This is a genomic window from Faecalibacterium sp. Marseille-P9312 (genome assembly GCF_902497445.1).
GTDB classification, from domain to species: domain Bacteria; phylum Bacillota; class Clostridia; order Oscillospirales; family Ruminococcaceae; genus Faecalibacterium; species Faecalibacterium longum.
In genome coordinates, this window is sequence record NZ_CABVEW010000005.1 from 33,367 (window position 1) to 54,661 (window position 21,295).

Genomic DNA, 21,295 nt, shown 5'->3' on the forward strand with positions numbered 1-21,295 from the left:
TTACCATCCTTCATTCCTTCCACATAACGACCAAGGCCCCCGCAGTTCTGTTCCGGACTGCGGGGGCCTTGGCGTTTTATTCTGATAAAATCTTACTTCAGCTCCCGCTGTACGGCAGCGAAGTCCTCGAGGGTCAGGGCCTCGGGGCGGATGCGGGCGTCGAAGCCCGCCGCCTCGATGGCCGCGATGACCTTATCCTTCGGCAGGCCGAGGCCGCTGGCGATGGCGTTGGCAGCGGTCTTACGGCGCTGGCCGAAAGCGGCACGGATGAGGGCGAAGTAGCCGTCCTCGTCCTCCACCTGTACGGCGGGAGTGGGGCGGATGTCCATCCGCACCACAGCGCTGGTGACCTTCGGGGCCGGGTAGAAGCTGCCCGGCGCGGCGGTGAACATCAGCTTTGAGGTGGCGTAGTAGCTCACGGCACAGCTGATGGCGCTGGACGCCCGGGTGCCGGGGGCAGCGGCCAGACGGTCGGCGGCCTCCTTCTGCACCATGACGGTGAGGTTCTGGATGGGCAGGCGGTCGCCCAGCAGCTTCATGACGATGGGGCTGGTGATGTAGTAGGGCAGGTTGGCGCAGACAGCCACCGGCATCCCGGGGAACTCCTCCTCGATGAGGGCGCGGAGATCTACTTTCAGAACGTCCTGCAATACCAGCTTGAAGTTCTCCACGCCCGCCATGGTCTCGGCCAGCAGGGGCGGCAGGCGCTCGTCCACCTCGATGGACACCACCTTGGCGGCGCGCTGGGCCAGCTCTTTGGTCAACACGCCGATGCCGGGGCCGATCTCCAGCACGCCCCAGCTCTTATCGACGCCGCTGGCGTCCACGATCTTGGGCGGCAGGCCGGGATTGATGATGAAGTTCTGTCCAAAGCCCTTGGAGAGCGCGAAATCATATTTTTCGCACAGGGTGCGGATAACGGAGAGGTCGGTCAGCTCCGGCATAGTGGTTTTCCTTTCTGTTTCTTGCTAAAACAGCAAAACCTCTCCGTCACGCCTGCGGCGTGCCACCTCCCCTATCGAGGGGAGGCCTTGGCATTCCGCAAAGCTTATTCTCTTCGCCAGAGGCTCCCCTCGGTAGGGGAGCTGTCTGCGAAGCAGACTGAGAGGTTGAGCTATTTACACGACTAAAATTATTTTCAAGAAGTGTTTACTGCGTGCTGGAAGCCTCCTGCTCCCCTTCTGCGCCTGCCTCAGAGGAAGCCTCTGCCTCCCCTGCGGCCTCGCCGGAAGCGGTGCTCTCGGCTGCGGCCTCCGAAGAGGCTGCGGCAGAGTTGGCGGCGATGTCAGCATCGTTCACGCCGCCCACGGTGGTGACGCCGGTGAGCTGCTGCGCGGTGCTGACGGCGCGCTGTATCTGCGGGTCCGTGTCGAGGGTGTAGTCATAGTAGCTGGCCTGCTCGTCGGCAGTCAGCGGGCGCTCCACGTCCACGGTCAGGCCGGTGCCGTCGAAGCAGGAGCCGTCGCCGCAGATGAGCTTTGCCACCGTGACCACGACAGCGCTGCCGTCCGAGAGGCGCTGGGGGCTGCTCTGGATGGTGCCTTTGCCCATCGTGGTGCTGCCTACGAGGCGGGTGCCGCACAGGGTGCGCAGGCTGGACGCAAAGAGTTCTGCCGCACTGGCGGTGTTCTCGTTCACGAGGCAGACGGTGGGCTGGCTGATGACCGAGTCGCCGGTGCTGCTGCCCAGCAGGGTGCGGTTGCCTGCCTTATCCTCCGCGTAGGCCAGCACACCTTCCGGCGCGACGAGCTCGATGCAGCTGATGGCATCGTCAAGGATGCCGCCGCCGTTGTCGCGCAGGTCGAAGATGAAGCTCTGGGCGCCGCTGGCGGTCAGGCTGCGGAGCGCAAAGTCCAGCTCACTGGGGGTGGAGTTATCGAACTGCCAGATCTTGATATAGCCCACATTGCCCTGCACCAGCGCGGAATCGACGCTGTTGGCCGTAAAGCCGGAGTGGGTCAGATCGGCGGTGTGCTGGGCGTTCTCGCTGTCCAGCCAGCCTACATTGACGCTCGTGCCGCTCTCGCCCCGGAGTTTGTTCTGGACAGCCTCCACGCTGCCCAGACTTTTGATGTCTGCGCCGTCGATGGTGGTGATGTAATCGCCCCGCTGGAGGCCGGCCTCCTTGGCAGGAGACTCGTCATACACTTTGATGACCTTGGCGTAGCCGGACTGGTCGATGGCCAGCTCCACGCCGATGCCCATCAGCTTGCCGCTCTGGGCGTTGAGCAGATCGGTATAGGCCGAGGCGGTGTAGTAGCGGGCGTACTTGTCGCCGGTACCCAGCAGATAACCGGCAGTCAGACGGTCGTACAGCACGGTCTCATCGATGTCGTAGTAGTCGTTGGCGCGCACATAGCGGTCTACCTCGGCCACCTTGTTGTACATGCTCTCCTTTTCCTTCACGCTGGTGACGGTGTGGTCAAACAGCCGCATCGCCATCAGCATCGTGATGGAAAAAGTGACCGTCATTGCCAGAATAACGATGGTCACGGTCATCCCTACGGAAATTTTGCGGTTCATTCAGTGTCCTCCCCCAGTTCAGACCAAAAACATCAGGATGACACTGCCCAGTACCGACAGCAGGAACACTCCTGCCAGAATCAGACAGCCCACCCGAAGGATACGCTTGCGTTTTTGCTCGTTCATTTCGCCTTGTGGCCTCCTTTGACCCCTCGACTTCAATTACAGTTGTATTATCTTATCGGAATATAACCGCGGGGATTGACCGCATTGGCCTTGGAGCCGCCCTTCCACACCTCGAGATGGAGGTGGTTGCCGGTAGAGTTGCCGGTGGAGCCCACATAGCCGATGAGGTCGCCCTGGTTGACATACTTGCCCGCCGACGTTGCCACCGAGCGCATATGGCCGTAGAGGGTGGAGTAGGCGTTGCCGTCTGTCATTTTGCCGTGATAGATGATGACATAGTTGCCGTAGCCGCCGCTGGACCAGCCGGCCACCTGCACATAGCCGCTGGCGGCTGCGTAGATAGGAGTGCCGGCGGGGGCGGCAAAGTCGATGCCGGCGTGGAGCTTGTTGACGCCGGAGACCGGGTTCTTGCGCCAGCCGTACTCGCTGGAAATGCGGGTATAGCTCTTGAGCGGGCAGATAAAGCCGCTGAAGCTCAGCTGGGGCTTGCTGGCCGCTGCCGCTGCGATGAGCTTCTGGATCTCTTTCTTGACGGCCTCGTAGTTCATCTCGTCCGACTCGATGGCCGCCTGGGCGTTCTTCTGGGCCTGCTGGGCCTCAGCGGCGCTCAGACGGGCCTCCTTGACGCTGTTGTTGAGCTCGCTCTGCTTGGACTGCATCTGCTTGTTCTGGGCGTCCAGCTCAGCCTTTTTGTTCTGCAGCTGGGTGCGCTCCTCCACGAGCTGGGTGCGGTCGGCCACAAGGGCTTCCTTCGCAGCCTTCATGTTGTCGAGTATCTCGGTGTCCTTCACCGAGATGTCCTGCATGACCTCATTGAAGGTCAGAAGCTCGTACAGATCGTTCACGGCCCGGAGCATGGCGACGCTGCCGCCGTCCCGCAGCTCCTGCATGGCGGCCATGTGGCTCTTGAAATCGTCCCACTGGTCGGCGATCTCCTGCTCTTTCCGGGCGATCTCGTTCTGCTTGGCGGTGATCTCCTGCTCTTTGACGCCGATGCTGTTCTGCACCTCGGAGATCTGGCTCTTGAGGACGCTGATCTGGCTCTGGAGCACCGAGACTTTTTCTTTCAGCTCAGACTCGAGGGCCTTGGCAGCAGCTTCCTTCTTTTTGGCGTCGTTCAGCTCCGTCTTATGCTGCTTGATGGACGCAGAGATCTTGTCCAGCTTGTTCTGCAGCGAGCTCATGCTGGTGGCCGCACTGGCCGGGTAGACCGTCACGCTCAGCACGAGGCAGGCGGCGGCCAGAAAGGCGCAGGCGGCGCGCATCATGGCCGAATGGCCCGACGGCTTTGCGTGGCGGGGCGGATGGTGCAGGACAAAGCCTGCGGAATGCTTGTCGTGGTACACAGTAGGCCCTCCTTACACGTTCAGGTGCTTTCGGATGGAGAACATACTGCCCAGACCGCCCACCAGAGCGCCGCCCGCGAGGCTGTAGGTCAGGATGGTGGGCCAGACATTTTCCAGCGGCACTAGAGCCGTACCCATGAGCATCTGCCACAGGCCGCCCAGCGTGGGCGACAGCTGAACGATGTAGGCATAGCCGCCGATGGTGGCAGCTGCCGTCAGGATGCCGGAGAGCAGGCCCATCGTCAGGCCCTCGATGACGAAAGGCAGGGTGACGAGGGCGTTGGTAGCGCCGACATACTTCATGATCTCGATTTCACGGCGGCGGGCAAAGACGCTCAGCCGGATGGTGGTACCCACCGTGATGATGCTGACAGCCATCAGCACCAGCACCAGACCGCGCCCGACCTTGGTGACAGCCTGCTGGACCTCCACAAAGGTCCTGGTCATCTCGATGGGAGCCGTGACGCTGTAGACGCCGCTGATGTTCTCGAACTGCTTGCTGATGGTCTCCATCTGGCTCAGATCAGACAGGGAGACGCGGTAATTGGCCTTAAAGGGGTTGTCGTTCTCGAACTCGTTCAGCAGGGCGGCATAGTCGGACATATAGCCCTTGTACTGGTTGAGGACGTCTTCTTTGGACATATACTGCACCCGGCTCACACCTGCGGTGCCGCTGAGGGCATTGCCCACAGACTGGATGGTGGCGTCATCGGCCTCGGGGTCCACGTAGACCACCATCTCGTTCTGGCTGCCCAGATAACTCACCATGCTGTCCACATTGACTTCAATGAGGCTGGCGAAGATGTTCAGGGTCATGCAGACGCTGAGGGAGGCGATGCAGGCGATGGTCATGGCCCAGTGCTTGCCGAGGTTGCGCACGCCGCGCCGGGTGAGGAACCCAAACGTAGAGATCTTCATGCGTGTACCTCCTCGCCGAAGCTGGCCGGAACATCGGAGATGATGCGGCCCTGCTTCAGGGTGATGGTGCGGCGGTTGAAGCGGCGCACCAGTTCATGCTCGTGGGTGACGACAAGCACCGTGATGCCCATCTCGCTGACACGTTCCAGCAGCTCCATCATCTCAAGGCTCATCTCGGGGTCGATGTTGCCGGTGGGCTCGTCCGCAATGACGAGGCGGGGGCTGTGGGCCAGAGCGCGGGCCACGGCCACGCGCTGCTGCTCACCGCCGGAGAGGAACTCGGGGTAGACCTTTGCCTTATCTTCCAGATGCACCAGCTCCAGCATGTAGTTGACGCGCTCTTTGATGTCTTTTTTGCCGATGTTGGTGACATGCATGGCAAACGCCACATTCTCGTAGACCGTCATAGTGGGGATGAGGCGGAAATCCTGGAAGATGATGCCCATCTGGCGGCGGAGGAAAGGCACTTTGCCCCGGCGCAGCCGGGCGACGTCCTTGCCGTCCACCATGACGCGGCCCTCGGTGGGCAGCTCTTCGCGGAGGATGAGCTTGAGCAAAGTGGACTTGCCGGCGCCGGAGTGGCCCACCAGAAAGACGAACTCGCCGTCGTCCACATGGAAGTCGATGTCCTCCAGAGCGGGAGTGTCACTCCGTTTGTATATCTTGGTGACATGTTCAAAATCTATCATGAGTATCTTGCTCCTGAAAAATTTATTTGGCACAGAAGTTCCAGACCATCACAAAAGAAACCGGCCAGCATCGGGGTCGAGCGGCCGGTTTCGGCGTCCGCAGCCGGAGCGGCTGAGACGAAATATCAATATTTGGCCGGGTTGTTGGACAGGTACTTCTTGACCATGAGCGCTACCTTGAACACGATAGCGTCGTCGAACTCACGCAGATCCAGACCGGTCAGCTTTTTGATCTTTTCCAGACGATACACCAGCGTGTTGCGGTGGACGAACAGACCGCGGCTGGTCTCGGAGACGTTCAGGTTGTTCTCGAAGAAGCGCTGGATGGTGAACAGGGTCTCCTGGTCCAGGCTCTCGATGCTGCCCTGCTTGAACACTTCGCGCAGGAACATCTCGCAGACCGTGGTGGGCAGCTGGTAGATAAGACGTGCGATGCCCAGATTGTCGTAGCGGATGATCTGCTTCTCGGTGTCGAACACCTTGCTGACCTCCATGGCGATCTGTGCTTCCTTAAAGGAAGTAGCCAGGTCCTTCACGTTGGCGATGGGGGTGCCGATGCCCACGACAGCCTTGATATAATGCTCACCGGACAGGGTATCCACGATGCTGGCGGCCAGCTTCTCCATATCGGTGCGGTCGATGCCCTTGCGGATCTCCTTGACCAGAACGGTATCCGTCTCGCTGATGTTGAAGACGAAGTCCTTCTGCTTGTCGGGGAACAGGCTGCTCACCACGTCGTAAGCGGAGATGTCGCCGCCGCTGGTGACGCGGACGATGAACACCACGCGGGAGACGTCGGTGGCAAAGTGGAGCTCACGGGCCTTGGCGTAGATGTCGCCGGGCAGGATGTTGTCCAGCACCACGTTCTTGATAAAGTTGGCCTTGTCGAACTTCTCATCGTGATACTGCTTGATGCTCTGCAGGCTGATGGACAGCACAGCGGCAAACTGGCCCGCAGTCTCGTCCGCACCTTCCACAAAAACGGCATAATCGTTATGCTTTGCGCTGGAGAACTGCTGGTAGGTGTAGCCATCCCGCACGAAGCGGTCACCGGCCGTCAGACGCTCTGCCATAAAGCCCTCGCGCACCTCGCCGATCAGATTCAGCTCCGAGCAGGAGATGACAGCGCCGGTCTCATCCACCACGCCGACCACGCGGTCGATCGCGTCCTTCATCTGGTAGATCACGCTCTGAAATACTCTATTGGCCATAAATGGATACCCCTTTTCCTCTCTTGTGCAAACCGCAGGTGGGCGGGATTGTGATTTTTAACAATTTCGCCGCATTACATTTTATATTTTACACAAAAGAATTTACTTTTGCAACATATTTCACCAAAAAAAATTCTTCTTTCTTGTTGAAATTATCTTTCGGGGTCATTTTCGGGCCAAAAAGGGCCTTTCTGCGTGGTTCTGAGGGCTATTTTACCGGTAAAATGTGATACTTTTTTGAAAACCGGGTGAAAAGCAGTCCTTTACCCCGTGGTAATTTTCGCCACCTCGTCAGCTGTCAGCTCCCGCCACTGGCCCGGGGCAAGGCTCTCGTCCAGCGCAAGCCCGCCGATGGCGTCCCGGTGCAGGGCGTTGACGCCCGCACCGTAGACGCCGAACATCCGCTTGATTTGATGATACACGCCCTGCCTGAGCAGGACGCGGACCGTCAGACCGTCGGGGGTGAGGGCGGACACTTCCGCCGGCGAAAGGGCCGTGCCGTCGGCAAGGGTGACGCCTGCGGCAAAGCCGGCCTTCATCTCTTCTGTCAGCGGGGTGTCGATGACGACGGTGTAGGTCTTGGAGACGTGGCGTTTAGGCGCGAGGATGTCGTGGGCAAAGCCGCCGTCGTCCGTCAGCAGGACGAAACCGGTGCTGGTCTTGTCCAGCCGCCCGGCCGGGAACAGCTCCCGCCGGGGATAGGCATCCCCCACCAGATCCACGACCGTCGTGTCCCGCTTGTCGGTGGAGGCACTGACGATGCCCTCGGGCTTGTTGAGCATAAGGTAGACGAACTGCCGGTAGGCCAGCGCTTTGCCGTCCACCGCCACGGCGTCCGCCTCTTTCAGCTGGGTATCCCCTTTCCTGCAGACCGCGCCGTTGACCGTGACGCGGCCTTTCGCCAGCAGTGCCTTTGCCTCGCTCCGGGTGCATTGGGCCGTCTCGGCTAAATATTTATCGAGTCGCATGAAAACTCCTTCTGTGTGCAGAAAAGAGGCCGTTGCCTGCGGCAACAGCCTCTTTTCCTGTAAAATCACGTTTAGACGCTCAGGTTTGCGTGCTGTTCCACAGCATCCGGGTTGGCGTCAAAGAGGGGCTTGAGGATGTGAGCAATGACCTCCCCCCCCTGCGGGGGAGCGCGGCCCACAAAGTTCTCCGGCACAAGGCCCGCCACGATCTCTTCCTTGGTCAGACCAAAGGCCGGGTCGGCGGCGATGCGGTCCACCATGTCGTTGGGCAGACCCTCTTCCTTGACCTGCTTGCCGGCGGCGATGGCGTGCTGGCGCAGACGCTCGTGGAGCTCCTGACGGTTGCCGCCCTTCTCCACGGCCTGCATCATGATGTTCTCGCTGGCCATGAAGGGCAGCTCGGCCATCAGGCGGCTGCGCACGACCTTCGGGTAGACCACGAGGCCGTCGGTGACGTTGAGCATGATGTTCAGGATGGCGTCGGTGGCGAGGAAGCCCTCAGCCATGGCAACGCGCTTGTTGGCGCTGTCGTCCAGCGTGCGCTCGAACCACTGCGTGCCGGTGGTGAAGCTGGGATTGAGCACATCCACCATCAGGTAGCGGCTCAAAGCGCAGATGCGCTCGCAGCGCATGGGATTGCGCTTGTAAGGCATGGCGGAGGAACCGATCTGGTTCTTCTCAAACGGCTCTTCCATCTCCTTGAAGTTGGCCAGCAGGCGCAGATCGGTGGCGAACTTCATGCAGCTCTGGCCGATGCCGGCCAGTGCGTTGAGGATGAAGGCGTCCACCTTGCGGCTGTAGGTCTGGCCGGACACCGGGATGACGGCCTCGCTGTCGAAGCCCATCTCCTCAGCGATGGAAGCATCCACGGCGCGGATCTTGTCGGCGTCGCCCTTGAACAGCTCCATAAAGGAAGCCTGGGTGCCGGTGGTACCCTTGACGCCGCGCAGCTGCAGGGTAGCCAGACGGTGGTCGATCTCGCTGAGGTCCATCACCAGCTCGTTGGCCCACAGGGTAGCGCGCTTACCCACGGTAGTGGGCTGGGCGGGCTGGCAGTGGGTGTAGGCCATGCAGGGCATATTCTTATACTCCTCGGCGAACTTTGCCAGCTTTGCCAGCACGCCGATGAGCTTCTTGCGCACCAGCTCGAGGCCCTGACGCATCACGATGATGTCGGTATTGTCGCCGACATAGCAGCTGGTGGCACCCAGATGGATGATGCCTGCCGCCTTGGGGCACTGCTGGCCGTAGGCGTAGACATGGCTCATGACGTCGTGGCGCACCAGCTTCTCCCGCTCGATGGCGACTTCATAGTTGATGTCGTCCACATGAGCTTCCAGCTCGGCCACCATCTCGGGGGTGATATTGGTCAGGCCCTGCTTCATCTCGGCCCGGGCCAGGGCCACCCACAGGCGGCGCCAGGTGCGGAACTTGTTGTCCTCCGAGAAGATGTACTGCATCTCATCGGAGGCATAACGGGTGGAAAAGGGGCTGATATAACGGTCATGCTGAGACATGAAGATGTCCTCCTTGGGTAGATGTTTCTTTTATGATACCATCAAATCTTGAAATAGTCCACGCCGCCCTCGAAAATAGGCTGATACTTGTCGCCGGTGACGTTTTTGTACAGGTACTCGCCGCTGCGCTCCGAATGGCCCATCTTGCCGAAGACACGGCCATCCGGGCTGGTGATGCCCTCGATGGCGAGGACGGAGCCGTTGGGGTTGTACTTCATGTCCATGCTGGGGCTGCCGTCCTGATCGACGTACTGGGTCGCGATCTGGCCGTTGGCGATGAGGGTGTCCAGCACGCTCTGAGGTGCCACGAAGCGGCCCTCACCGTGGCTGATGGCCACGGTGTGCTGGTCGCCCACGCTGCACTTGGACAGCCAGGGGCTGCCGGTGGAGGCGATGCGGGTGCGCACCAGCATACTCTGGTGGCGGCCGATGGTGTTGAAGGTCAGGGTCGGGTCGCAGGCCGTGATGGGGCGGATGTCTCCGTAAGCGGCCAGACCCAGCTTGATGAGGGCCTGGAAGCCGTTGCAGATGCCCAGCATCAGACCATCCCGGTGCTGCAGCAGGTCGCGGACCGCCTCAGTGACCGCAGGATTGCGGAAGAAGGAGGCGATGAACTTTGCGCTGCCGTCCGGCTCGTCGCCGCCGGAGAAGCCGCCGGGCAGCATGACGATCTGGCTCTCGTTGATGGCCTTGACCAGTGCCTCGCAGCTGGCGGTGACATCAGCGGGGGTCAGGTTGCGGATGACCAGCACCTCGGGGTCCGCACCGGCGCGGGCAAAGGCGTGGGCGGTGTCGTACTCGCAGTTGGTGCCCGGGAAGACCGGGATGATGACCTTCGGCTTTGCCACGCCGATCTTGGGCGCAGCGGGGGCGGTCAGGCTGCCGTTGATCTTCTCGACGGCGGGACCGGCCTTGCGGTAGGGATAGACGGGCTCGAGCTTGCTCTCCCAGATCTCCTGCAGCTGAGCCATATCCAGCTTGTCGCCGCAGCACTCGAAGGTGTAGTCTGCGGTGGTCTCGCCCAGCAGCTCACCAGCCGGGGCGTCAGAGACCATCTCCAGCACGATGGAGCCGTACATGGGCTTAAACATATCGTGGGTGGTCATGTTGTTCATCATCTTGAAGCCGATGCGGTTGCCCAGACCCATCTTGAAGAGAGCCTCGGCCAGACCGCCATAGCCCACAGAGGAAGCAGCGGCCACCATGCCATCTTCCATCATCTGCTCAACTTTCTTGTAGTTGGCCTTCAGGGAGAAGAAGTTGGGGCAGCCGGTGACGGGGTCCAGGATGGGCCGGATGAGGACGACGGTGCTCTCAGGCTTCTTGAACTCGGTGGAGACGACGCGGCCGGCCTTGCCGATGGCGGTGGCGAAGGACACCAGCGTGGGAGGCACATCCAGCTGCTCGAAGGAGCCGGACATGCTGTCCTTACCGCCGATGGAGGCGATGCCGAGGCCGATCTGTGCGTCCAGTGCGCCCAGCAGAGCGGCCAGCGGCTTGCCCCAGCGCTCCGGGGAAGTGCCAAGGCGCTCGAAGTACTCCTGGAAGGTCAGGTAGGCGTCCTCATAGCGGAAGCCGGAGGCCACCAGCTTGGTCACACTCTCGACGACGGCCATCCGTGCGCCCACATACTGGTTGGCGCTCATGAGGTAGGGGTTGTAGCCCCATGCCATGCCGGAGCAGGTGTTGGTCTCGCCGTCCACGGGCAGCTTTGCGACCATGGCGTTCTGGGGGGTCAGCTGGCATGCGCCGCCGAAGGGCATCAGCACGGTGGCCGCGCCGATGGTGGAATCGAACCGCTCAGAAAGGCCCTTCTTGCTGCAGACGTTCAAATCGCCCACCATGTTCTTCATCTTCTGCTCGAAGGTCACGCCGGCCCACTGGGGCTGCCAGACAGTCCCCTTCTCGATGTGGACGTTCTGATGCTTCTCAGCGCCGTTGGAGTTCAGGAACTCGCGGCTGATGTTGACGATGGACTTGCCGTTCCACACCATGTTCAGGCGCTTTTCCTCGGTGACCTTTGCCACGGGGGTGGCCTCAAGGTTCTCCTCGGTGGCGATGGCGATGAACTTGTCCACGTCCTCCGGGGCCAGAGCCACGGCCATACGCTCCTGGCTCTCGCTGATGGCCAGCTCGGTGCCGTCGAGGCCGTCATACTTCTTGGTGACCTTGTTCAGGTCGATATACAGGCCGTCGGCCAGCTCGCCGATGGCGACAGAGACGCCGCCGGCACCGAAGTCGTTGCAGCGCTTGATCATCTTGCAGGCGTCCTCGCGGCGGAACAGGCGCTGCAGCTTGCGCTCGATGGGGGCGTTGCCCTTCTGGACCTCAGCACCGCAGTGCTCGAGGCTGTCCAGCTTGTGGGCCTTGGAGGAACCGGTGGCACCGCCGATGCCGTCGCGGCCGGTGCGGCCGCCCAGCAGGACGATGACGTCGCCGGGAGCGGGGCATTCGCGGCGGACGTGGGAAGCGGGAGTTGCGCCCACAACAGCGCCGATCTCCATCCGCTTTGCCACATAGCCGGGATGATAGATCTCATCCACCTGACCGGTGGCAAGGCCGATCTGGTTGCCATAGGAGGAATAACCGGCGGCAGCGGTGGTCACCAGCTTGCGCTGGGGCAGCTTGCCGGGCAGGGTCTCACTGACGGGCTTGAGGGGATCACCTGCGCCGGTGACGCGCATGGCCTGATAGACGTAGCTGCGGCCGGACAGCGGGTCGCGGATCGCGCCGCCGATGCAGGTGGCCGCGCCGCCGAAGGGCTCGATCTCCGTCGGGTGGTTGTGGGTCTCGTTTTTGAAGAGGAACAGCCAGTCCTCGTCCTTGCCGTTGACGTCGCACTTGATCTTCACGGTGCAGGCGTTGATCTCCTCAGACTCGTCGAGGTTCTTCAGGATGCCCTGCTTTTTCAGTTCCTTGGCACCGATGGTGGCCAGATCCATCATGCAGCGGGGCTTGTTCTCGCGGCCAAGGTCGGCGCGCATGGCCATGTAGCGGTCGAAGGCCTCCTGCACCACGGCATCGTCGATCTGGACTTCATCCAGAATGGTTCCGAAGGTGGTGTGGCGGCAGTGGTCCGACCAGTAGGTGTCGATCATCTTGATCTCGGTGATGGTCGGGTCGCGCTTCTCCGAGCGGAAATACTCCTGGCAGAACTTGATGTCGCCCAGGTCCATGGCGAGGCCCTTCTCGTCGATGAACTTTTTCAGGCCTGCCTCATCCAGCTCGTTGAAGCCGTCCAGCACCTCCACTTCGGTAGGGATGGGATACTCCATCTTCAGGGTAGCCTTGGTGTCCAGCGAAGCCTCGCGGGCCTCCACCGGGTTGATGACGTATTTCTTGATCTCAGCCACCTGCTCATCGGTCAGGGTGCCTTCCAGCAGGTAGACGCGGGCAGAGCGCACCAGCGGGCGGTCGCCCTGGCTGATGAGCTGGATGCACTCGGCGGCAGAGTCGGCGCGCTGGTCGAACTGGCCGGGCAGATACTCCACGGCGAAAGACACGCCGTCGGAGACGGGCAGCTCGGCATAGGTGTTATCCACCGGCGGCTCACTGAACACGGTGGGGACGCACTGCTCGAACAGAGCCTCGTCGATGCCCTCCACGTCGTAGCGGTTGAGCAGACGCAGACCGTTCAGCTCCTTGATGCCCAGCAGAGAGACGAGCTCATTGCGCAGGCTCTGGGCCTCGCCGTCGAAGCCGGGTTTCTTTTCAACATAGATACGATATACCATTGGGAAATCCCCCTTGTTGTCAGCCCTCTCAGTCACCTTCGGTGACAGCTCCCCCAAAGGGGGAGCCACTGGCGTGTCGGTCAGGCCGCACAGCCTGAGAGGAGTTTTATTTTACCAGAAACAGAAGTGCTCCGCTGTCCAGATCCACGACATCTTAACAAGTATTATTGTTCAGAAGCCGCTTTTCTTGACAACAGCGCACTGTATTTTGCGGCATATATGCTTTCAGCAGTCAGCTCAGAGCTTCCCGGCCTGCCAAAGCCTCTCCCCTTGGGAGAGGTGGCATTGCGAAGCAATGACGGAGAGGGCAAGCCCGGTGCGACAAAGCCGCCGCACAGCGATAAGCAGGCCCTTCGTCAGAGCGATGCTGTCGCCATGCCTGCGCATCTTTGTCAGCATCCTTGCCCTCTCAGTCACCTTCGGTGACAGCTCTCCCAAAGGGAGAGCCTTCAGAGCTTCATTTACTGCTTCTCTGCCAGCGCTTTCAGCGCCCGCATCCCGATGTCGGTGCGCTTGTGCAGCTTGTCGAAGTGGATGTGCTCCGCCGCCTCGTAGGCGATGGAGATGGCGCGGGGCAGGCCAGGCGCGGTGGCCGTCACACCCAGCACACGGCCACCGTTGGTGACGAGCTGGCCGTCCTCGGTGATGGCCGTGCCGGAGTGGTAGACCGTGACGTCCGGCTCATCGGGCAGCTGGCCGTCCACGAGGCCGGTGATGGGCTTGCCCTTCTCGTAGGCCACCGGGTAGCCGCCGGAAGCGAGGATGACGCAGGCGGCAGCGCCGTCGGAGAACCTGACCTCGGTGTCGGCCAGCGTCCCCTCGGTGCAGGCGGTCATGACCTTGAGCAGGTCGCTTTCCAGCAGGGGCAGCACCACCTGAGTCTCAGGGTCGCCGAAGCGGCAGTTGTACTCGATGACCTTCGGGCCGTCCGGGGTGAGCATCAGGCCGAAGTAGAGGCAGCCCTTGAAGGGGCAGCCCTCAGCGTTCATGGCCTTGATGGTGGGCAGGAAAATTTTCTCCATGCACTCGGCAGCGATGGCCGGAGTGTAATAGGGGTTCGGCGCGACGGTACCCATGCCGCCGGTGTTCAGGCCGGTGTCGTGGTCGTTGGCGCGCTTGTGGTCCATGGAGGAGACCATGGGCTTGACCACCTTGCCGTCGGTGAAGCTCAGCACGCTGACCTCAGGGCCGGTGAGGAACTCTTCCACCACGACATGGTTGCCGGAAGCGCCGAACTTCTTGTCCAGCATGATCTCCTTGACGCCCTCGGCGGCCTGCTCTTCGTTCTCGCAGATGAGCACGCCCTTGCCCAGCGCAAGGCCGTCGGCCTTGATGACCACCGGGTATTTGCCCTCAGCCTTGATGTACTCCATGACCTTGGCGGGGTCGTCGAAGGTCTCATACTTTGCGGTGGGGATGCCGTACTTCTTCATGAGGTCTTTCGAAAAGACCTTGGATGCCTCGATGCGAGCAGCGGCCTTGTCCGGGCCGAAGGCCGGGATGCCGACTGCCGCCAGCGCATCCACCATGCCCAGTGCCAGCGGGTCGTCCTGAGCCACCACGACGTAGTCGAACTTTTCCGTCTCCGCAAAGCCGACCATCGTTTCCACGTCGGTGGCCTTGATGTTGACGCAGTGGGCGTCATAGCCGATGCCGCCGTTGCCGGGCGCACACCAGACTTCGCCGCAGTCGGGGCTCTTCTTCAATGCTTTGATGATGGCGTGCTCGCGTCCGCCGCCGCCAACGACTAAGATTTTCTTTTTCATAGATCCACCTTCTTTATAAAAGTTCTTCTGCCAAGGGAACTCCCCCAGTCTGCTCCGCAGACAGCCCCCTCAAGGAGGGGGCCTTTTGGCATAGCCGAAAACTTTATCTCCTGCTCAAAGGCTCCCTCTCAGAGGGAGCTGGCACGGCGCAAGCCGTGTCTGAAGGAGTTTTAGTGATGGAACAGCCGGATGCCGCAGAATGCCATTGCGATGCCGTACTTGTTGCAGGTGTCGATGACCTGCTGGTCGCGGATGGAGCCGCCGGGCTGGACGATGGCCGTCACGCCGGAACGGCGTGCGCGCTCGATGTTGTCGCCGAAGGGGAAGAACGCATCCGAGCCGAGGCAGACGCCGGTGACATGGCTCAGGTACTCTTTCTTTTCCTCAGCGGTCAGCGGCTCGGGCTGACGGGTGAAGGTCTCGGCCCAGACGTCGTCACCGATGACGTCCTCGGGGGTGTCGCCGATGTAAACATCAATGGCGTTGTCGCGGTTGGGCTTTGCCACATCGTCGCGGAAGGGCAGCTCCAGCACCTTCGGCATATGGCGCAGCTGCCAGTTGTCGGCCTTCTGGCCTGCCAGACGGGTGCAGTGGATGCGGCTCTGCTGGCCGGCGCCCACACCGATGGTCTGGCCGCCTGCGGTGTAGCAGACGCTGTTGGACTGGGTGTATTTCAGGGTGATGAGGGCAATGATGAGGTCGCGCTTCTGCTCCTCGGTCACAGTCTTGTTCTCGGTGACCCAGTTGGTCAGCATGGTGTCGGCGTTGATGGCCAGCTCGTTGCGGCCCTGCTCGAAGGTGATGCCGTAGACCTGCTTGTGCTCCACGGGGTTCGGCTTGTAGGCCGGGTCGATGGCGACCACGTTGTAATTGCCCTTCTTCTTTCCGGCGAGGATGGTCAGCGCCTCCGGCTCATAGCCCGGGGCGATGATGCCGTCAGACACTTCGTGCTGGATGAGCTTTGCAGTCGGCACATCGCAGACGTCGGAGAGGGCGATCCAGTCGCCGAAGGAGGACATCCGGTCCGCACCGCGGGCGCGGGCATAAGCGCAGGCCAGCGGCGAAAGCTCCATGTCCGGGGCGATGTGATACATCTTCCGCTCCACCTCGCTCAGAGGCAGACCGAGAGCTGCGCCGGCCGGGGAGACGTGCTTGAAAGAAGCGGCAGCGGGCAGGCCGCAGGCCTCCTTCAGCTCCTTCACCAGCTGGATGGAGTTCAGGGCATCCAGAAAATTGATGTAGCCGGGCTTGCCGTTCAGGACGGTGACGGGCAGGTCAGAGCCATCCTCCATATAGATGCGGCTGGGCTTCTGGTTGGGGTTGCAGCCGTACTTCAGTGCGAGTTCATTCATTGGTGCATCCTCCTTGTGTCTTAGGTTATTCTTCCTCGGCGTCGAGCTTTTTGAGCAGTTCCAGCTCTTCGGGCAGCAGCTCCGGCTCCTCGGGGTCGTCGAGGTCGCTGCACACAGCGTCGTATTTGTTGAAGATCATGTCGCCGCTCTCGCCGGTCTCCAGGTCGATGACCCGGGCGAAGAGGCTGACCTTGTTGTCGGGGTTCAGGTTCTGCCACAGGCCGTGGGCGAAGTCGCCGATGGTGCGGGGGCAGGCGAAGCGGAGCGGCTCTCCCTCAAAGCTGGGGATGGGGTTGCCGTTGTGCTTGTAGGTGCTGATGAAGTGGCCTTCACCGGCCACGGGCTGGGGGTAGTCGAAGAAATAGCGCTGGACGCTCTCACCGTTGCCGTCGGCAGACTTGAGGATGCTCATCTGGTAGCTGCCGTCTGCGTACACCACAGCGGAGATGCGGGGGGTGTAGTTGGGCTCGTCCGGCTCAAAGGTGCGGGTGCGCAGGGCGTCGGCGAAGCTCTTGCCCCGGCTCATCTCGTCAAAGATGGTGTCGGTCTGGTCGCCGTTGGTGACGATGTGGGTCTTGCCGAGGGTCAGCACGGGGTTATAGATGATGAGGCTGGGATCCTCGAGCTTGGCCGGGTCGGCAGCCATGGTGCAGATGCCGCCGCGCTCCGGCACCGGGTCGAAGACGCGGTTGCGGCTGTTCTCGCTGCGGCCCATGATGAAATAGCCGATGAACATCTGACGGCCATCCGGGGCCTTTGCCACGGCGATGCCGCGGCCGGGGTACTCGTTCGCGGCCAGATATTCGTTCAGGTTGATTTTCTCCATTGTTATTCTCCTTTATCAAGAGCGCTTTTGGCTCCCCCTTTGGGGGAGCTGGCGCGAAGCGCCTGAGAGGGCAAGCCCGTTTACGTCGGGCAGCGTCCTTGCCCTCTCCGTCACCTTCGGTGACACCTCTCCCAAAGGGAGAGGCTGAAACAACGCCCTGCTGTCCTTTACTTTATCTCTCCGCTGCAAACCATTGCCACAGCCTTCGGCAGCAGCTTCCATTCAGCCTGCTCCATCACACGCTTCTGCAGCACCTCGGGGGTGTCGCCGGGCAGGATGTCCACGGCCTTCTGCAGCAGGATCGGCCCGCCGTCGCACTCCTCATTGACGAAGTGGACGGTAGCGCCCGTCACCTTGCAGCCCCGGGCCAGCGCGGCCTCGTGGGGGCGCAGGCCGTACATTCCCGGCCCGCAGAAGGATGGGATGAGGGCGGGGTGGATATTTAGGATACGGCGGGGATAGGCCTCGATGACGCTGGGGCCTAACACGGACAAAAAGCCCGCCAGGACCACAAGGTCAATGTGATGTTCTTTCAGCGTTTTCAGCAGTGCGGCGTCAAAATCCTCACTGGAAGCGTAATCCTTCCGGCGGACCACCACACCCTCGACGCCCGCATTGGCGGCGCGTTCCAGCGCGTAGACGCCGGGTTTGGAGGCCACGACAAGCCTGATCTTGCCGTTGGGGTTCTCGCCCCGGGCCTCGCTGTCCAGCAGCGCCTGCAAATTGGTGCCGCCGCCGGACACTAACACTGCAATGTTCAGCACAGCTCGACACCCTCACCTTCTGCGATGACGCCCAGACGGTAAGCTTCCGGCTCGCCGTTGGCATGGAGGATCTCCAGTGCCTTGTCGGCCTGCTCAGCGGGGACGGTCAGCACCATGCCGACGCCCATATTGAAGGTGTTGAACATATCGTGCTCAGAGATGCTGCCGGTCTTCTGCATCAGGTGGAAGAGGGCCGGGGTGCGGACGTCCTCCTTCTTGATGCGGGCGCAGCAGCCCTTCTTCAGGCTGCGGGGGATATTCTCGTAGAAGCCGCCGCCGGTGATGTGAGAGATGCCCTTGACATCCACTTCTTCCAGCACTTTCAGCACAGGCTTGACGTAGATCTTGGTGGGGGCCAGCAGGGCCTCGCCGAGGGTCTTGCCGCCCAGCTCTGCGGGGGCCGTCTTCAGGACGGCGGGGTCGCCGTCAATGTCAAAAATTTTGCGCACCAGCGAGAAACCGTTGGAATGGACGCCGGTGGAGGGCAGGGCGATGATGACATCGCCGGGCTTCATGGTCTCGTTATTGAGAATCTTTTCCTTGTCCACAACGCCCACGGTGAAACCGGCCAGATCGTACTCGTCCTCCGGCATCATGCCCGGGTGCTCAGCGGTCTCGCCGCCCACCAGAGAACAGTCAGCCTGGACGCAGCCCTCGGACACGCCCTTGACGATCTCGGCGATCTTCTCGGGGATGTTGCGGCCGCAGGCGATGTAGTCGAGGAAGACCAGCGGCTTTGCACCGGCGCAGATGACGTCGTTGACGCACATGGCCACGCAGTCGATGCCGATGGTGTCGTGCTTGTCCATGATCATGGCGATCTTCAGCTTGGTGCCGACGCCGTCGGTGCCGGAGATAAGGACGGGGTGCTTGTAGCCGGTGCAGTCCAGCTCAAACAGGCCGCCGAAGCCGCCCAGACCACCGATGCAGTGCTCGTTCATGGTGCGGGCCACATACTGCTTCATGAGTTCGACCGAACGATAGCCGGCGGTGATGTCCACGCCTGCGGCTGCATAGCTTTCCGAATAGCTCTTTTCCATTGTTACTCTCCTAACTTTTTCTCGTCCTTGGGACGGTCATTCAGGTGGCGTTCATGAATATCGGTGGAAAGCACCTCTTCCGGCTTTACGGCGTATTTGCCGGTGAAGCAGGCGGTGCAGAAGCCGCAGTTGGCGTTCTGGGCCAGCTGGACGACATGCTCCGTGGAGAGGTAGCCCAGCGTGTCGGCGCCAATGATCTCGTTGATCTGGTCCACCGTGCGGCCGGTAGCGACCAGAAGCTTCTGGTCGGGGATGTCGGTGCCAAAGTAGCAGGGATATTTGAAGGGGGGTGCCGAAACGCGGAAGTGGACTTCCTTTGCTCCGGCGTCCCGCAGCAGCTTGATGATGCGGGCAGAGGTGGTGCCGCGCACGATGGAGTCATCCACCAGCACGACCCGCTTGCCCTTGACGGTGCTGGTCACGACGTTCAGCTTGATGCGGACGCTGTTCTCGCGCTGCTTCTGGCTGCCCTGGATAAAGGTGCGGCCGATGTACTTATTTTTAATAAAGCCGATGCCGTAGGGGATGCCGCTCTCCTGAGAGTAGCCAAGGGCGGCGTCGAGGCCGGAGTCCGGCACACCGATGACCACATCGGCCTCCACGGGGTGTTCCTGGGCCAGGAAGCGGCCTGCCTGCTTGCGGGCCTCATGCACCGAGCTGCCCTCGATGATGCTGTCCGGGCGGGCGAAATAGATGAACTCGAAGACGCACATCTGGCGGTCGGGACGGCCGCAGTGGTCTTTGATGGAGCGCAGCTCACCGGTCTTGGTGTCGGTGATGACGATCTCGCCGGGCTCTACGTCCCGCAGCAGGGTCGCGCCCACGGCGTCCAATGCGCAGCTCTCGCTGGCAAAGACGTAGCCGCCGCCCGGCAGGGTACCGATGCAGAGAGGGCGATAACCGCGGGGGTCACGGACCGCGATAAGCTTGGTGGCCGACATGACCACAAGGCTGTAAGCACCTTCGAGGACGTCCATCGTCTTGCTGATGGCGATCTCGATGCTGCCCATCCGCAGGCGGTTGCGGGTGACGAGGTAGCAGATGACCTCGGTATCGGAGGAGCCGTGGAAGATGGCACCCTCGTTTTCCAGCTGGCGGCGCAGCTCCAGAGCGTTGGTCAGATTGCCGTTGTGGCAGAGGGCCATGGTGCCGCGGCCATGCCGGACGATCATGGGCTGGGCGTTGGCCCGGATGCGGCTGCCGGAGGTAGCGTAGCGGACATGGCCGGTGGCCATGTGGGCCGTGGGCTTTGCCAGCGAGCCCAGCACCGCCGGGGTGAACACCTCATTGACAAGGCCGAGGTCCCGGTGGCCGTTGATGACGCCGTCGTCGTTCACGGCGATGCCGCAGCTCTCCTGTCCGCGATGCTGCAGCGCGTACAGGGCCGAGTAGGCGGCAGCGGCCACATCCTCGGTGCCGGCACGGTCATAGATGCCGAAAACGCCGCACTCTTCGTGAAGCGGGTATGCAAAATCAGACATTACAGTTCCTCGATCTCTTTCTGCAGTTTTTCTTCCTTGGCGGCGATCTGCCGGGCCATGGCGACGCGCTCAGCATCCAGCTTCGCAGCCAGTGCCTCATCGCCGAGGGCCAGGATCTCAGCGGCCAGCCAGGCGGCGTTCTTCGCGCCGTTCAGGGCCACCGTGGCCACCGGGATGCCGCTGGGCATCTGGACGGTAGCCAGCAGAGCGTCCAAGCCGTCCATCGCGCCGCCCTTCATCGGGATGCCGATGACCGGCAGGGTGGTGTTTGCGGCAAAAGCACCGGCCAGATGGGCCGCCATGCCTGCTGCACAGAGGATGACGCCGAAGCCGTTGGCCCTGGCATTCTTGGCAAACTCCGCTGCCTCGGCAGGGGTGCGGTGGGCCGACAGGATGTGTGCCTCAAAGGGGATGTCCAGCGCCTTGAGCTGGGCGCAGGCACCTTTCACCACCGGCCAGTCGCTGTCCGAACCCATAATGACTGCCACTTTACGAATCATCTGTATCCAACCTCTCTTTCTCTATCTCCCGCGACGAAAAACAAAAAAGGCTGTGATGCACTTACACCACGGCCTTTTATTTCATTCTGGACAGACTGGACCCGCAGCAGGTTACACGGAGCCCCTGATGCATTCCCGTACCGGGACGGCACATGGTACCCAGCAGCTCATTTCGCATTCTGCTCATCCTCCGCAAACCTCGTTGTCCACGCTGTTCTTCTCCGGCTGAAAAAGAGTTCATGCGCTCTTCCGTCCGCCGTCTGACTACAGTATACGGCAAAAAAACGCCTTTGCAAAGAGCGTTCGGACAAATTTTCCCTTGTGTTCCCTGCTGTCAAAAAACTTTCAAAAATTTTGTGCAGTTTCGACACTGTTTTTCTTTTTAAGTACGACTTCTCAGAAAATCTTTTTATAATAAATATCCTCTTAAAGGCTCTCCCCTTGGGAGAGCTGGCGCGAAGCGCCTGAGAGGGCAGAGATGCCAAAGACAAAGCCTCTGCACAGCGCTAATATCTCTCTGACCAAAAGTCTGCT

General features: G+C 61.3%; 16 protein-coding genes. All 16 read right to left on the reverse strand.

What is annotated here, in order from left to right:
- Nucleotides 1-92: 92 nt before the first annotated feature.
- The 16 genes from rsmA to purE all read right to left on the reverse strand — a co-directional run bounded on the left by rsmA (nt 93) and on the right by purE (nt 20,761).
- Complete coding sequence (gene rsmA, locus F3G95_RS04915) at nt 93-944, reverse strand: 16S rRNA (adenine(1518)-N(6)/adenine(1519)-N(6))-dimethyltransferase RsmA (RefSeq protein ID WP_149794078.1); 852 nt, start codon at nt 942-944, stop codon at nt 93-95.
- Between the two features lie 205 nt (nt 945-1,149).
- The gene (locus tag F3G95_RS04920; RefSeq protein ID WP_149794079.1) at nt 1,150-2,523 is read right to left on the reverse strand and encodes a S41 family peptidase; all 1,374 of its coding nucleotides are present in this window, start codon (nt 2,521-2,523) and stop codon (nt 1,150-1,152) included.
- Between the two features lie 173 nt (nt 2,524-2,696).
- The gene (locus F3G95_RS04925) at nt 2,697-3,995 is read right to left on the reverse strand and encodes a M23 family metallopeptidase (RefSeq protein WP_243130272.1); all 1,299 of its coding nucleotides are present in this window, start codon (nt 3,993-3,995) and stop codon (nt 2,697-2,699) included.
- Nucleotides 3,996-4,007: 12 nt separating this feature from the next.
- Entirely contained in the window at nt 4,008-4,913 is a 906-nt protein-coding gene (locus F3G95_RS04930) for a permease-like cell division protein FtsX (RefSeq protein ID WP_149794080.1), read from the reverse strand.
- On the reverse strand, nt 4,910-5,602 hold the full coding sequence (gene ftsE / locus F3G95_RS04935) for a cell division ATP-binding protein FtsE (protein WP_149794081.1): 693 nt from the start codon (nt 5,600-5,602) through the stop codon (nt 4,910-4,912). The genes F3G95_RS04930 and ftsE overlap by 4 nt, the downstream gene beginning before the upstream one ends.
- Nucleotides 5,603-5,727: 125 nt before the next feature.
- Nucleotides 5,728-6,813 carry a helix-turn-helix domain-containing protein gene (locus tag F3G95_RS04940; RefSeq protein WP_149794082.1) on the reverse strand — a complete coding sequence of 362 codons (1,086 nt, stop codon included), beginning with the start codon at nt 6,811-6,813 and terminating at the stop codon, nt 5,728-5,730.
- 263 nt (nt 6,814-7,076) lie between these two features.
- The gene (locus tag F3G95_RS04945) at nt 7,077-7,781 is read right to left on the reverse strand and encodes a pseudouridine synthase (protein ID WP_149794083.1); all 705 of its coding nucleotides are present in this window, start codon (nt 7,779-7,781) and stop codon (nt 7,077-7,079) included.
- A gap of 71 nt (nt 7,782-7,852) precedes the next feature.
- Nucleotides 7,853-9,298, reverse strand: coding sequence for an adenylosuccinate lyase (gene purB, locus F3G95_RS04950; protein ID WP_149794084.1), 1,446 nt, complete (start codon nt 9,296-9,298; stop codon nt 7,853-7,855).
- Nucleotides 9,299-9,339: 41 nt separating this feature from the next.
- Nucleotides 9,340-13,032 (reverse strand): phosphoribosylformylglycinamidine synthase, encoded by a 3,693-nt coding sequence (locus F3G95_RS04955; protein WP_149794085.1) that lies wholly within the window; start codon nt 13,030-13,032, stop codon nt 9,340-9,342.
- A gap of 461 nt (nt 13,033-13,493) precedes the next feature.
- The gene (gene purD / locus F3G95_RS04960) at nt 13,494-14,798 is read right to left on the reverse strand and encodes a phosphoribosylamine--glycine ligase (RefSeq protein WP_149794086.1); all 1,305 of its coding nucleotides are present in this window, start codon (nt 14,796-14,798) and stop codon (nt 13,494-13,496) included.
- Between the two features lie 170 nt (nt 14,799-14,968).
- A complete protein-coding gene (locus tag F3G95_RS04965) occupies nt 14,969-16,150 on the reverse strand; it encodes a phosphoribosylaminoimidazolecarboxamide formyltransferase (protein ID WP_015563617.1) in 1,182 nt (393 codons plus the stop codon).
- Nucleotides 16,151-16,175: 25 nt separating this feature from the next.
- Nucleotides 16,176-16,976 (reverse strand): IMP cyclohydrolase, encoded by an 801-nt coding sequence (locus F3G95_RS04970; protein WP_149794087.1) that lies wholly within the window; start codon nt 16,974-16,976, stop codon nt 16,176-16,178.
- A gap of 167 nt (nt 16,977-17,143) precedes the next feature.
- Nucleotides 17,144-17,740: a phosphoribosylglycinamide formyltransferase gene (gene purN, locus F3G95_RS04975; protein ID WP_149794088.1), complete on the reverse strand. Its 597-nt coding sequence runs from the start codon at nt 17,738-17,740 to the stop codon at nt 17,144-17,146.
- On the reverse strand, nt 17,734-18,780 hold the full coding sequence (gene purM / locus F3G95_RS04980) for a phosphoribosylformylglycinamidine cyclo-ligase (protein ID WP_149794089.1): 1,047 nt from the start codon (nt 18,778-18,780) through the stop codon (nt 17,734-17,736). The genes purN and purM overlap by 7 nt, the downstream gene beginning before the upstream one ends.
- A gap of 2 nt (nt 18,781-18,782) precedes the next feature.
- Entirely contained in the window at nt 18,783-20,261 is a 1,479-nt protein-coding gene (gene purF / locus F3G95_RS04985) for an amidophosphoribosyltransferase (RefSeq protein WP_149794090.1), read from the reverse strand.
- Nucleotides 20,261-20,761: a 5-(carboxyamino)imidazole ribonucleotide mutase gene (gene purE, locus F3G95_RS04990; protein ID WP_149794091.1), complete on the reverse strand. Its 501-nt coding sequence runs from the start codon at nt 20,759-20,761 to the stop codon at nt 20,261-20,263. Before purE ends, purF begins: the two co-directional genes overlap by 1 nt.
- Nucleotides 20,762-21,295 lie beyond the last annotated feature (534 nt).